The 13,452-nt window shown below is 63.7% G+C and carries 11 protein-coding genes; 10 read left to right on the forward strand and 1 reads right to left on the reverse strand.

Features of this window, described 5'->3' with window-relative positions; all coding sequences use genetic code 11:
• Window positions 1-66 precede the first annotated feature (66 nt).
• The 3 genes from J3B00_RS12080 (at window position 67) to J3B00_RS12090 (ending at window position 2,643) form a co-directional block, all read left to right on the forward strand.
• On the forward strand, window positions 67-816 hold the full coding sequence (locus J3B00_RS12080) for a sulfite exporter TauE/SafE family protein (RefSeq protein WP_209867723.1): 750 nt from the start codon (window positions 67-69) through the stop codon (window positions 814-816).
• A 165-nt stretch (window positions 817-981) separates the two neighbouring features.
• Window positions 982-1,785, forward strand: coding sequence for a 2-dehydro-3,6-dideoxy-6-sulfogluconate aldolase (locus tag J3B00_RS12085; protein WP_209867724.1), 804 nt, complete (start codon window positions 982-984; stop codon window positions 1,783-1,785).
• A 105-nt stretch (window positions 1,786-1,890) separates the two neighbouring features.
• Window positions 1,891-2,643, forward strand: coding sequence for a TSUP family transporter (locus J3B00_RS12090; protein WP_209867725.1), 753 nt, complete (start codon window positions 1,891-1,893; stop codon window positions 2,641-2,643).
• Window positions 2,644-2,675: 32 nt separating this feature from the next.
• Here J3B00_RS12090 and J3B00_RS12095 read toward each other — a convergent pair whose 3' ends face one another.
• Window positions 2,676-3,737 (reverse strand): LacI family DNA-binding transcriptional regulator, encoded by a 1,062-nt coding sequence (locus tag J3B00_RS12095; protein WP_209867726.1) that lies wholly within the window; start codon window positions 3,735-3,737, stop codon window positions 2,676-2,678.
• Window positions 3,738-3,964: 227 nt separating this feature from the next.
• Between J3B00_RS12095 and J3B00_RS12100 the strand changes: the two genes are divergently transcribed.
• The 7 genes from J3B00_RS12100 (at window position 3,965) to J3B00_RS12130 (ending at window position 13,433) form a co-directional block, all read left to right on the forward strand.
• Complete coding sequence (locus J3B00_RS12100; RefSeq protein WP_209867727.1) at window positions 3,965-5,719, forward strand: solute:sodium symporter family transporter; 1,755 nt, start codon at window positions 3,965-3,967, stop codon at window positions 5,717-5,719.
• Window positions 5,716-7,755, forward strand: a complete 2,040-nt coding sequence (locus J3B00_RS12105; protein WP_209867728.1) for an alpha-glucosidase — start codon at window positions 5,716-5,718, stop codon at window positions 7,753-7,755. The genes J3B00_RS12100 and J3B00_RS12105 overlap by 4 nt, the downstream gene beginning before the upstream one ends.
• Window positions 7,756-7,844: 89 nt before the next feature.
• A complete protein-coding gene (locus tag J3B00_RS12110; RefSeq protein WP_209867729.1) occupies window positions 7,845-8,945 on the forward strand; it encodes a porin in 1,101 nt (366 codons plus the stop codon).
• A gap of 7 nt (window positions 8,946-8,952) precedes the next feature.
• Complete coding sequence (locus J3B00_RS12115; protein WP_209867730.1) at window positions 8,953-9,870, forward strand: aldose 1-epimerase; 918 nt, start codon at window positions 8,953-8,955, stop codon at window positions 9,868-9,870.
• Window positions 9,867-10,742, forward strand: a complete 876-nt coding sequence (locus J3B00_RS12120) for a 6-deoxy-6-sulfogluconolactonase (protein WP_209867731.1) — start codon at window positions 9,867-9,869, stop codon at window positions 10,740-10,742. Before J3B00_RS12115 ends, J3B00_RS12120 begins: the two co-directional genes overlap by 4 nt.
• A 33-nt stretch (window positions 10,743-10,775) precedes the next feature.
• Window positions 10,776-11,558: a sulfoquinovose 1-dehydrogenase gene (locus J3B00_RS12125; protein WP_209867732.1), complete on the forward strand. Its 783-nt coding sequence runs from the start codon at window positions 10,776-10,778 to the stop codon at window positions 11,556-11,558.
• A 135-nt stretch (window positions 11,559-11,693) separates the two neighbouring features.
• Window positions 11,694-13,433 (forward strand): 6-deoxy-6-sulfo-D-gluconate dehydratase, encoded by a 1,740-nt coding sequence (locus J3B00_RS12130; RefSeq protein ID WP_209867733.1) that lies wholly within the window; start codon window positions 11,694-11,696, stop codon window positions 13,431-13,433.
• Window positions 13,434-13,452 lie beyond the last annotated feature (19 nt).

The following is a 13,452-nucleotide window of genomic DNA, read 5'->3' on the forward strand; positions in this document are numbered from 1 at the left end:
TCGCGCGCGCGGCGATCCTGCAAGCTGATGCGCACCTGCGCTGCGTCAGTCGATTAGGGAATACGCTTGCCACTCTTCAGTCAGTTGATACTCATATCGCCTAGCGTCACGGCCTACGCGCTCGGCTGCGTGTTTATCGCAGCCATCGCACGGGGCTTTTCCGGGTTTGGATTCACCTTGCTGGCGATCATGTCGCTGTCATTCGTGATGCCGCTGGCGATGATCGTCCCCGCGATGTTCGTCCTTGAAATCGCAGCGGGTGTGCGCTTGCTTCCGGTTATCTGGGGCAAGGTGCATTGGGCCTCGATTCGTGTGCTGGTGGTCGCGTCGGTGCTGGCCACGCCGCTAGGAGCGTACCTGTTGGTGAAGATACCGGGCGAAGTCATAAAGGTCGTGTTGGCTTCGCTGATCGTGCTGTGCTGCGCGGTGTTGATCTCAGGTTTCAAACTGCGGCGAATGCCATCAGCACTGCAAACGGCTGCTACTGGCGCAGGCGCTGGGGTGCTGAATGGGGCACTGGGGCTCGGTGGGCCACCCGTTATCGTGTTTTTCCTCGGTTCACCCTTGGCCTTGGAGGCGGGGCGGGCGTCGATCATTGCGGCATTTCTGGCGATGGACGTTGCTGCGTTGCCCGCGTTCTGGGCGATGGGCCTGTTCAGCCGGGAATCACTGCATCTGGGCCTGATGAGCCTTCCGGTGCTGATGGCCGGGGTCAGTGTCGGGGCTATCTTTGCCAAGCGAACGAGTGAAGACCTGGCGCGCAAAATCATTATCGCGATGCTGTTGCTGATGGCGCTGGCAAGCCTGGCGCTCTGACGCGTACATCTCTACCCCTAGACCCATCCCGCAAGACCGCCTGGCCCAGCCAGAAGATAAAATCGTAGCGCTACGATTAAGGATGCAGTAGGCTCTGTAAAAAAATCGCAGCGCTACGATATTGAGCCTGTAGCCCTACGGTTGATCAGCCCTCAGGAGATCACCATGCCCACCCGACACCCTCAAACCACCTTCGCCAATCGTGTGCAGCAACAGCCCGCACCGCTCGGCACCTGGCTCATGTCCGCCGCGGCCAGCACCGCTGAAGCGCTGGGCTATGCAGGTTTCGACTGGCTGCTGGTAGACATGGAGCATGTGCCGATAGAGTTCCGCGATCTTTGGCACATCCTGCAGGCGATTCAGTGCTCGGGTGCACAGCCCATCGTGCGCGTGGCTGCTAATGACCCAGTACTACTCAAGCGTGCCCTTGATCTGGGCTCGACCAACGTCATGGTGCCGTTCGTGGAAAACGCCGAGCAGGCCAGGGCGGCGGTCAGCGCGGTGAAGTATCCACCCTTGGGCACCCGCGGGTTTGCCGCCGTGCACCGCGCCAGCCGTTATGGCACCTGGAAAGGCTACGGCGAGCAGGCCAACGACTCGGTCACCTGCATCTTGCAAATCGAGACGCCGACGGCATTGGCCAACCTTGAACAGATCGCCGCGGTGCCAGGTGTCGATGCGCTGTTCCTCGGCCCGGGCGATCTCTCCAGCGTCTGCGGCCACATCGGCAACCCGGCGCACCCTGAGATCCAGGCCATGATCAGCGACGCGATCGTGCGCTGCAAAGCCATCGGCATGCCGATCGGCATCGTCGGCGGCACGCCGGAGCTGGTCAGCAGCTACCTGGAGCAGGGCTATGCGTTCGCTGCCGTGGCATCCGACATGGCGATGATGATGAGCAAAGCCAATGAAGTGCTGGTGGCGCTGAAGGGCCGCCAAGCGCCAGAGGCCGTGGCCACCGCCTACTGATCAACATCGTTGCGCTATACCCACGCTCTCCCTCGGGGGAGCCGTTGAGTATCCCTGCGAAAACAACAAACCCGCGCCTGTGTGCGCGCGAGTGGAAGCACACTGATGGAGCTGTGGCAGCATCTAGGATTTGTACTGTGCGTTGCACTGGCAACCTTCGCCCAGAACACCACGGGTTTTGCCTTTGGTCTGTTGCTGTTGGGCCTGACCGGTATGCTCGGCCTGGCACCGATGGAAACCGTGGCCAACGTGAGCTCGATCCTGACCCTGACCAACGCGCTGGTCATGGTTCGCACCTGGCCTGGCCTGCAGCGCGGCCTGGTGCTGTTGATCCTTGGCTGCAGCCTGGCCGGTGTAGTCGGGGGTGTGCACCTGCTCGCCCTGCTGGGTACCCATGAGCGGGACCTGCTGCAGCTCACGCTGGGCGTCACCATTGTCATCTGCAGCTTGATGCTGATCCTCCAGTCGCAGAGCCGCCAGCGGTTGTCTGGCCGGCTCAGCTTCGCCTTTTTCGCGGGCATCTCCGGAGTCATGGGCGGGTTGTTTTCCAGTGCAGGGCCGCCTCTGGTGTACCAGCTCTATCGTCAGCCGCTGGCCACCCAGGTCATACGCGACACGCTGATCGTGGTGTTTGCGGCCAATGCCTTGATGCGGCTGAGCGTGGTCGTGGCGACCGATCGATTCGATCTGCAGGCAGGCTACCTGGCCCTGGAAGCGTTGCCGGTGGTGTTCGTGCTGACGTGGTGGATGCGCCGGCACCCGCTGGCCATCTCGCCGCGGGTATTGCGCCTTTCAGTGTTCGGCTTATTGCTTTTGGCGGGTGGCAGCCTGATCGGCAAGGTGCTGATCGCAGGGTAGGGTGATCAGCCCAAGGCCGTGGGCAGCACCTTCTAGCGGCGCACGCTGCTTTCGCGCACCACCAGTTCGAAGCCCAGGTCGACGACCTTGGGTTGCTCCGGCAAGGTCCCGGCTTCAATCCAGGCCAGCAGTTGGCTGGCCACGGTACGACCGATTTCGGCTGGGAAGGGGCGTACCGTGGTCAGGCGCGGGGCACTGAGCTTGCTCAGGGGCAGGTCGCCGAAACCGGCAACGGCCAACTGCTCAGGTACGGCGATACCGCGTCGCTGGGCTTCGAACAGCGCAGCGATCGCCAACACGTCGTTCGAACAGCACAGGCCTTGTGGCCCGCCACGGTAGCTGGCGATCTGATCGAACACCTCGCTGAGCTCGGCTTGCGAAGTGTTGTGCTCCAGGGCAATCACTTGCGCCTCCTGCCCCTTCGCGGCCAGCCAGGCACTGAACCCTTCAGCACGCTTGCGCGCACGGTGGTCGCGGTGCATGCGGGTACCGACGTAAACGTAGCGCTCCAGGCCTTGGGCATACAGATGTTCGGCCAGGGCGGCGCCGGCTGCTTCATGATAGAAGCCGACTTGCAGGTGGAAGGGGTCGTTGCCCAGTTCCCACATCTGCGCCACCGGAATGCCAGTGGCTTCGAGCAATGAGCGGGCGGCGGCATGATCACTGCCGGTCACCACCAGGGCAGCCGGTGACCACGACAGGTGGGCACGCAACAGTTCCAGTTCGCGCTGCGGATCGTAGTCACTGTTGCTGATCAGCAACTGGTAGCCGCGGCTTTCGAACACCTCCTGCATGGCTTGCAGGGTTTCCGAGAAGAAGGCGTTGATCATCGAGGGCACGATCACCGCGACTGCCCGGCTGTGGTTGCCGGCCAGCGCGCCGGCCAGACGGTTGATGGTGTACCCGGTGTCGGCGATGGCTTGGCGGATGCGTTCGGCGCGCTTGCTCGACACCGCGTCAGGGTCACGCAGGAACAGCGATACCGTGCTGGGGGAGACCTTGGCTTGTTCTGCGACCACATCCATGGTCACCCGATTGACGCGTGGGCGCCGCGCCGCGCCGCTGCTGGTTTCGCTGTCTGCTCTGTCGCTCATCGCCACCTCATGTTCGAAGGCAAAAGAATGAAAGCCCGGGCAGGGCAAGTCAATCTGAAAAGTGAGCCAACACGTGCCGGGTGTTCGTTTACGAAAATCCAGGCGCCATTTCGAAGAAAATCGTAGCGCTGCGATTATGCCTGCGATAAGCTCGCTGGGTAATTTTGCAGCGCTGCGATTTTAACATTGCAGTGCTGCCCAACCCGCGTTGGAGAACAAATATAAAAATGAGCACATCCCTTTTTACCTTCCTGAGCATGCTGTTTTTCACCGTCCTGGTGGCGGCGATTTCCTATCGGTTTACCCGCCAGGCAAAGGACGTCGGCGCCCATGGCTACTTCATGGCGAGCGGCGGCCTCAACGGCTGGTTCATTGCCGGTTCGATGATGCTGACCAACCTGTCCATCGACCAACTGGTCGGGCTCAATGGCGACTCGTACGCGCATAACCTGAGCTCGATGGCATGGGAGGCGACCGCAGCGGTTTCGACCATCGCCCTGGCGCTGTTCTTCCTGCCGCGCTACCTGCGTGGCGGCTTCTCGACCCTGCCGGAGTTCATCGAGAAACGTTACGATCGCACCACGCGAAGAGTCGTCAGCGCGCTGATGGTCGCGACCTATACCCTGGTGCTCAACCCGGCATCGCTGTACCTGGGGGCGATCACCTTCAACCAGATCTTCGACCTGCAGGGCATCCTCGGCTGGTCCTATCCGGCCACCATCAGCCTGCTGATCGTCGCCACCGGCGTGATCGGCGCGGCCTATGCGGTACTCGGCGGGCTGCGGGCCGTGGCGGTGTCGGACACCATCAACGGCATCGGCCTGCTGGTGGTGGTGATCCTGATCCCGATCATCGGCCTGTGGACCTTAGGCCAGGGTGACGTGTTGTCCGGTGCGCAGACGTTGCTGCACGACAACCCGCAGAAGCTCAACGCGATTGGCGGCAGCGAAGACAAAGTGCCGTTTGGCGCGGTGTTCACCGGGATGATCTTCGCCAACCTGTTCTACTGGTGCACCAACCAGGCGATCGTGCAGAAGAGTATGGCCGCGCGTAACCTGGCCGAGGGCCAGAAGGGCGTCCTGCTGTCGGGCTGCCTCAAGCTGCTGGTCCCGCTCGCGATGCTCATGCCTGGCGTGATCGCCTGGCACCTGTTCCGCGACCAGCCACTGGCCAACTCCGACCTGGCCTACCCGGCACTGGTTGCGGCGCTGATGCCGTGGTGGATGAAGGGCTTCTTCGTGGCGGTGATCTTCGGCACGGTGATGAGCCACTTCAACGCAATCATCAACGGCACAGCAACCCTGCTGACCTACGACTTCTACAAGACGATCCGGCCAATGGCCTCGGATGAAGCACTGGTGCGCTTCGGCAAGCGGGTCAGTGTGATCGCTGCACTGGTGTCGCTGGTGGTCGCACCGATGCTGATGTACACGCCCGAAGGCATCTATGCAGTACTGCGGCGCTTCACCGGCTTCTTCAACATGCCGATCATCGCCATCATGCTGTTCGGCTTCTTCAGTGCCCGTGGGGGTGCCACCCCGGCCAAGCTGGTGCTCGGCCTGCACGCCCTGTGCTATGCGGTGCTGGTGCTGGGGCTGAAGATCGACGTGCGCCTGGGCATCAGTTTCATCCACGTCATGGGCATCATGTTTGCGGTGGAGATGGCCCTGCTGGTGCTGCTGCGCAAGCGCTTCGACCGGGCTACGCCGTATGTGGCGCCGACCCCGGCGCGCACTGTCGACCTCACGCCGTGGCGTCACGCCGGTAGCTTCAGCGTGATGCTGTTCGCCGCGCTGGTGTCTATCTACCTGACCTTTTCGCCCGTGGGCGTGGCCCGTGTCGGCGGGCCATCGGCGCTGTACCTGCCGCTGCTGGCGCTGACCTGGCTGCTGGCGTTTGGTGGCGTGGCCCTGTGCCGTCGCCGCTATCGATGCCTGACCGCTGCTCACCCTCTGCCTGACTATGAGACCAATCCACAATGAATGCCGTATCGATCAACGACAACGTGTGCCTGCGTCAGGCAGGTGAGCAGATCCGCCTTGAAGTGGCTGGGCGTTTGCTGTGGTGCCACAGCCCTGAGCAGCCGGCGGTGTTCGCCGGCTACGGTGAGGCAGACATCGCCATGCAGCGGGGCAATTTCCGCATTCGCGATTATGTGCAGGAGCGCGTGGCCCTGCGTCATGCCCGCCTGGATGAGCAGGCCGGCCTGATCGAGTTGCGGGCGTGGGCCGAAGGGCCGCTGCTGTTGACCCTTCAGCTGGACTGCCAGGATGACCGTGTGCGCCTGCTCGTCAAGGCCGCCGAGCCGGGCTGCAACCGTCTGTGGTTGCGCCTGCCGGCCGAGCCGGACGAGCAGGTCTGGGGCTGCGGCGAGCAGATGTCCTATTTCAACCTGCGTGGGCGTAACTTCCCGCTGTGGACCTCCGAGCCAGGCGTGGGCCGGGACAAGTCGACCTGGCTGACCCTGCAGGCGGACAACGAAGCCGATGCCGGTGGTGACTACTACCACACCAACTACCCGCAACCGACCTTCATCTCGTCGCGCCGTTACTGCGCCCACCTGGTGACCAGCGCCTACGCCGATTTCGATTTCCGCCAGGCCGACTTCCATGAGCTGCAAGTCTGGGCGGTACCTGAGGCGCTGGAGTTTTTTGTCGCTGACAGCTACATCGACCTGGTCGGCCAGGTCAGCGCTTATTTCGGCCGTCAGCCACGGCTGCCCGAGTGGGTGCTCAATGGCGCGATACTCGGTCTGAAAAACGGCCGCGAGCACGCCGAAACGCATCTGCAGGCGGCGCTAGCGCACGGCGCCAAGGTGAGTGCGCTGTGGTGTGAAGACTGGGAAGGGTTGCGCATAACCTCGTTTGGCAAGCGGCTGTTCTGGGACTGGCAGTGGAACGCCGAACGCTACCCGGACCATCAGGCCTGGGTCGCCAGCCTGCATGAGCGCGGGCTGCGTTTTCTCGGCTACGTGAACCCGTACCTGTGCAACGACGGCCCGCTGTTCGCCGAGGCCGAGGCGGCGGGGTACCTGGCGACCACCGCCGACGGCGCTACCTACCTGGTGGACTTCGGTGAGTTTCTCTGCGGGGTGGTCGACTTCACCCTGCCGGCCGCGGCGCAGTGGTTCGAAACGCGGATCATCGGCCGGGAGATGCTCGACAAAGGCTTGTCTGGCTGGATGGCGGACTTTGGCGAGTACCTGCCAATCGACGTCAAGCTGTCGGGCGATGCCGACCCGATGCTCGAGCACAACGCCTGGCCAGTGCGCTGGGCCGAGGTCAACGCCCGGGCCATCGCCAACGCTGGGCGCACTGGCGATGCGTTGTTCTTCATGCGCGCCGGCTACAGCGGGGTGCAAGCCCATTGTCCGCTGCTTTGGGCCGGCGACCAGTCGGTTGACTTCAGCCGCCACGATGGCCTGCAGACGGTGATCTGCGGCGCGTTGTCGTCCGGGCTGCTCGGCAATGCCTACCACCACAGCGACATTGGCGGTTATACCAGCCTCTACGGCAATTGCCGGACCGCCGAGCTGTTCCAGCGCTGGGCGGAAATGGCGGCTTTCACCCCGGTGATGCGCACCCACGAAGGCAATCGTCCTGATCAGAACCTGCAGTTCTGGCAAGACCCGGCGACCTTGGCCCATTTCGCCCGCATGACCCAGCTATTTGCTGGCCTGCGTCCTTACGTCGAAAGCCTGATGGATGAAGCGCAGGCGACCGGCCTGCCGCTGCAGCGGCCGTTGTTCCTGCACCACGAGGACGACGTTGGCAGCTATGCCATCCAGGATCAGTACTTGTATGGCCGTGACCTGCTGGTGGCGCCGGTGCATGCCGAGGGCCAGCAGAGCTGGAGTGTCTACCTGCCCGCCGGGGAAACCTGGCAGCACTGGTGGAGCGCTGAGCACTTCGCAGGTGGTCAGCGGGTCGAGGTCGCGGCACCACTGGGGCAGCCGCCGGTGTTCAGCCGGGTCGGCAGCCGCTGGCAAGCACTGTTCGAGAGCCTGGCCGCGCACTGATCTCGCGGGGCCACTTCGACTCATCCCCTTTGCACGCCTGCCCAGGCAGGCGTGCTGGCTCACGTCGGCCATGAAAGAGCTTTGCAGACATGAATAACAACAATCTACGTGTCCTTGGCATCACCCTGCTGTCCAGTCTCTGCGCCTTGCCCAGCCATGCGCAGCCGGTGGTCTGGAAAGCCGGAAACCTCAGCATCAACCCGTACGGCATTCTCGACCTGAATGTGCAGACGGGCTCATTCAGCGGCTCGGCACCTGACCACACGATGGTCTCGGACGGCAACCTGCAAGCCTCGCGCTTCGGCGTCAAGCTCGATTACGCGCTGGGCGACAGCGGCTACACCTTGCAAGCGTTCGGTGAGCGCGGGCTGGTCTTGCGCAGAATCTGGAAGGGCGGTCAGGTCTCGACCAACCGCGGCTATGGCGTCGGCGTCAGCGGCCCCTTCGGCTCGGTGGCGATGGGCAGCCTGTACATGCCGATCTACTGGGTTTTCCTCGACTCGGATGTAGCCCTGTACGGCTTGTCGAACATGGCCGCAATCATGAGCCTGGAGCACACCGCGACCCTGGGCAAAAGCGGTACCGGTGGCTTCTACGACACCACCGTGCGCTACCGTTCGCCTGAAGTGAACGGGTTCTCCACTGAGCTGGGTTACTCCTACGGCAACTCCAGCATCGAGAACGGCCCTAACCAGAACCGCACCAGCGGCTTCAACGTGCGGTACCGCAATGGCTTCACCAAGCTGGGATACGGCTTCAATCACCACGACTCGGCACCCACCGAAGCCAGCGCTGAGCTTTACGCCCAGACCACCCATGTGGTGTCGGGCAACTACCAATGGGGCGGGGTGATCTGGGGCGCCAACTACATATACTCCAAGCGCGACACCGAAGCCCGCTGGTTCGCCTCGGCGAAAATGGTCAACGCGCGGATCGTCCTCGATGAGCACAATGACCTGACCTTCGGGGTCTCCCAGCGCATCGAGGCGCAAGGTGCCCGGGCCTGGGCCGCGCACGCGGGTTACATCTACTCGTTCAACGCCAACACCCAGCTGTACAGCTACGTCTCACATATCAACAACAACAGCCACTCCACCCAGGCGTTTTCGCTGCTCAGCGAGGACTACCCGAGTGTGGCGGCGGGCTATGACCCATGGGCCGGTACCGTGGGTATTCGCTGGAGCTTCTGAGCCTTTTATGCGTACCAATCACGCCTCGCACCCCTTGCTGAAACTCACCTGCGGCGCGCTCAGTGCCGGCGTACTGCCGAGCCTTGGTGGTGCCCTGGCGTATCTGCGCCAGGGCAGCTTCGAGCTGCTGCGCCCCTGGGATGGTAGCGACAGCGTACGGCGCAGTTCATGCTATCCGTTGCTGCCGTATTCGAACCGGATCGCCCACGGCCGGTTTTCAGCCAATGGCCAGCCGCGGCAACTGCGCGGCAACTTTGGCGATCACCCGCACCCCTTGCACGGGGTGGGTTGGCAGCGGGCATGGGAGGTCGATGCGCATTCGCCGCAAGGTTGCCGGCTGAGCGTGCGTCACCAGGCGCAAGGGGCGGATGCCCTCGACTGGCCGTGGGACTTCGTTGCCTGGCAGTGCTTGCGCCTGAATGAAGACGGGCTGCACCTGCATCTGGGCCTGACCAACCTCAGCGACCAGCCGATGCCGGCCGGTCTTGGCTGGCATCCCTACTTTGCGCGCCAGGGCGAATTGCGCCTGGGCTTCAGTGCCACGCAGGTCTGGCGCAATGGTGAGGACTCGCTGCCCAGCGGCTGTGCAGAGGTCCCCGTCTATTGGGACTTCAGCACGCCGCGCCCTGTAGGCGCAGTGGGCCTGGATAACTGCTTTGCTGGCTGGGATGCCTGCGCCAGCCTCTATTGGCCCAGGGCCGGCGTCGGTCTGCGCATGGAGGCCGGGCCTGGGCTCGACCATCTGGTGGTGTTTACCCCACCCGCGCCGGCGGACTTTGTCGCGGTCGAGCCGGTCAGTCACCTGAACAATGCCATCAATTTTTCGACGCCGACCGAGCATGGTCTGGTCTGGCTGGAGCCAGGGGCGTCGACTGAACGTGAGTTGCGCCTGCTGCCGAGCGGCGAACCGGGAGAACCTGCATGAGTGAAACGCTGACCTGTGTGGTCCGGCAACCTTCCGAACTGGGCGAATGCCCAGTCTGGTCGGTGCGTGAGCAAGCCCTGTACTGGGCCGATATCCTCGCGGGCCAACTGCACCGCCTTGACCCGCGTGACGGCAGCGTGCGCAGCCTGCAGTTACCCGAACACCTGGGCTGTTTTGGCCTGCGTGAGCAAGGCGGCTTCGTCGTCGCGCTGCGCAGTGGCATCTACTTGCTGGACGCTCGCGGGCAGCTCGGCAAGTGCTTGGCCGAGAACCCCACCGGGGCCGAGCAGAGCCGCTTCAATGATGGCCGGGTTGATCCGTGGGGGCGCTTCTGGGCCGGCACGATCTGGCAACCGCGCGACCGCAATGGCGGGCAACTGCTACGGGTCGATGCTCAACACAACGCGCAGGTGATGGCGGAGGATGTGATGGTCTCCAATGGCCTGGCCTTCAGCCCGGACCGGGCATGGGTCTACCACAGCGACACGCCCAACCATGTGCTGTATCGCTACCCGCTGGATGCCGATGGCCAGCCTGGACCACGGCAGCTGCTGCGTGAATTCCAGCGCGGCAGTGGAGGGCGCCCTGACGGCGCCGCGTTCGACAGTGCCGGTTGCTACTGGAGTGCCCAGTTTGACGGTGGTCGTGTGCTGCGCCTGAGTCCGGACGGCCAGGTGCTGGAAGAAATCCAGGTGCCGACGCGCTGGCCGACCATGGTCGCCTTCGGCGGCGCAGACTTGCGCACGCTGTACATCACCAGCTCACGCGAGAACAGAAGCGCCGAAGAACTCGCCGCCTGGCCGCTGTCCGGCTGCGTCTTCGCCACCCGCGTCAACGTACCCGGATGCGCCGAACCGCTATTCGTCGGCTGACCTTTTTCAACGATTTCACGAGCACCCCATACCATGAACCGTCATACCGATACGCAGTACCCAAGCCTTGCCGACAAGGTAATTTTCATCAGTGGCGGCGCTTCCGGCATCGGCCGGGCCTTTGTCGAGGCGTTTGCCGCGCAGGGCAGCCGTGTGGCGTTTATCGACCTCGACGCACAGGGCGGCCAGGCACTGGCGCACACCTTGGGCGCCAACGTGCTGTTCCTGCCGTGCGACGTGCGCGACATCGAGCGATTGCAGGCCTGCGTGGCCGAAGTTGAGCACACCTGGGGCGCCATTGATGTGTTGATCAACAACGCCGCGCGGGATGACCGCCACCGTCTGGCCGATGTAAGCGTGGCGTACTGGGATGAGCGCATGCAGACCAATCTGCGCCACGCCTTCTTTGCCGCGCAGGCCGTAGCGCCCGGCATGGCCCGTCGTGGCAGCGGGGCGATCATCAATCTGGGCTCGATTTCGTGGATGCGCGGACGCCCCGGCATGGCCTGCTACACCACGGCCAAAGCCGCGCTGAACGGCTTGACCCGCACGCTGGCGCGGGAGCTGGGTGAGCAGGGCATCCGCGTCAACAGCCTGGTCCCCGGCGCCATCCGTACCGAACGCCAGGATGCCATGTGGGCGGCGGACCCCGCCGGCCTGCAAGCCGCCAGCCAGGTGTTCATCGACCAGCAGATGCTCAAGTTCCGCCTGGATGCCGGTGACTGCGCGCGCATGGCGCTGTTTCTGGCCAGCGATGACAGCCGCGGTTGCACAGGGCAGAACTTCGTGGTCGATGCCGGGTTGTCGATCCAGTAAGCGCAGTAGCGCAAACCGGCAAAGCATTCGACGAAAAAAATCGTAGCGCTGCGAAAATCAACTGCGTATGCTGCTCTCATATCAATTTCGCAGCGCTACGATTTTGCGTGGCGCATTTGTTCAAGGCCCCAGCTCATGCCCAATAACCACAAGAAAATCGAAGAACTGCGCAGCCAGCGCTGGTTTGCCCCCGATACCATCCGCGCCTTTGCCCATCGCCAACGGCTGCAGCAGATCGGCCTGCGCCGTGAAGAGTTCATGGGCAAGCCGGTCATCGCCATTCTCAATACCTGGAGTGAAATGTCGCCGTGCCACTCGCACCTGCGTGAGCGCGCCGAAGCGGTCAAGCGGGGCGTCTGGGCGGCGGGCGGCTTTCCAGTAGAGTTGCCGGTGCAGTCGGTAGGCGAGGTGATGGTCAAACCGACCACCATGCTCTACCGCAACCTGCTGGCGATGGAGACCGAAGAGCTGCTCCGCTCATTGCCGATCGACGGCGCAGTGCTGCTGGGCGGTTGTGACAAGTCCACGCCCGGCTTGCTGATGGGCGCGCTGAGTATGGACTTGCCAGTCATCTACTGTCCCGCAGGGCCGATGTCCAACGGCCAATGGCGCGGGGTCAAGACCGGTGCCGGCACCCACACCAAGAAGTACTGGGACGAGCGCCGTCTGGGACTGATCGACACTGTCGCGTGGGAAGAGCTCGAAGGCGCGATGACGCGTTCCATCGGTACTTGCAATACCGTCGGTACGGCCTCGACCATGACCAGTATTGCCGACGCCATGGGCTTCACCCTGCCTGGCGCGTCGAGCATTCCGGCTGCCGATGGCGCGCACCCGCGGATGGCATCGCAGTGCGGTTCGACCATCGTCGAGCTGGTATGGCATGACCGCCGTCCTTCGACCTGGCTGACCGACAAGCACGTTGCCAACGGGGTAGCGGTGTACATGGCCATGGGCGGTTCGACCAACGCCGCGATCCACCTGATCGCCATTGCCCGGCGCGCCGGCATCGACCTGACCCTCGATCAGCTGGCCGCCGCTGCGGCGAAGATTCCGGTCCTGCTCAACCTGTTCCCGTCCGGTACGGCCCTGATGGAGGATTACCATTTTGCCGGCGGCCTGCGCGCGCTGATGCGCAAGATCGAAGCGCACCTGCACCTGGAGTGCGAAGGCGCCACCGGCCAGAGCTGGGACAGCCTGCTGGCCGATGCTCCGTGCTATGACGACGACATCATTCGCCCGCTCGACAACCCTGTTGTCAGCCTTGAACAGGGCACGACCCTGGCCCTGCTGCGCGGCAATCTCTGCCCCGATGGCGCCGTGATGAAGTCATCTGCGGCCGACCCGCGACTGCGCCGCCACAGCGGCCCGGCGCTGGTTTTCGATGACCACGAAACCCTCAGCCGGATGATCGACGACCCTGCGCTTGAGGTCACCGCAGACACCGTGCTGATCTTGCGCAACGCCGGCCCGGTCGGCGCACCAGGCATGCCTGAGTGGGGCAACCTGCCGATCCCCAAACGACTGCTGGAGGCGGGCGTGCGCGACCTGCTGCGTATCTCCGACTCGCGCATGAGCGGCACCCACTATGGCAGCTGCGTCCTGCACGTGGCGCCCGAAGCCGCCGTCGGCGGGCCGCTGGCACTGGTGCGCAGCGGCGACATCATTGACCTGGATGTCGCCGCCGGCACGCTGAACATGCGCGTCAGCGACGACGAACTGGCCCGGCGGCGCGCCGCGCACGTGCCGCAACACAAGACCTACGGCCGTTCCTTCGCGGCGCTTTACCAGCAGCATGTCACCCAGGCCAACGAAGGCTGTGACTTTGACTTCCTGCAGGCCGGCGAAGCCGTTCCCGAGCCACCCATTCACTGAACCTTGCCTTGGATAACTG

It is taken from the genome of Pseudomonas sp. BP8 (genome assembly GCF_017875955.1).
Classification (GTDB): Bacteria; Pseudomonadota; Gammaproteobacteria; order Pseudomonadales; family Pseudomonadaceae; genus Aquipseudomonas.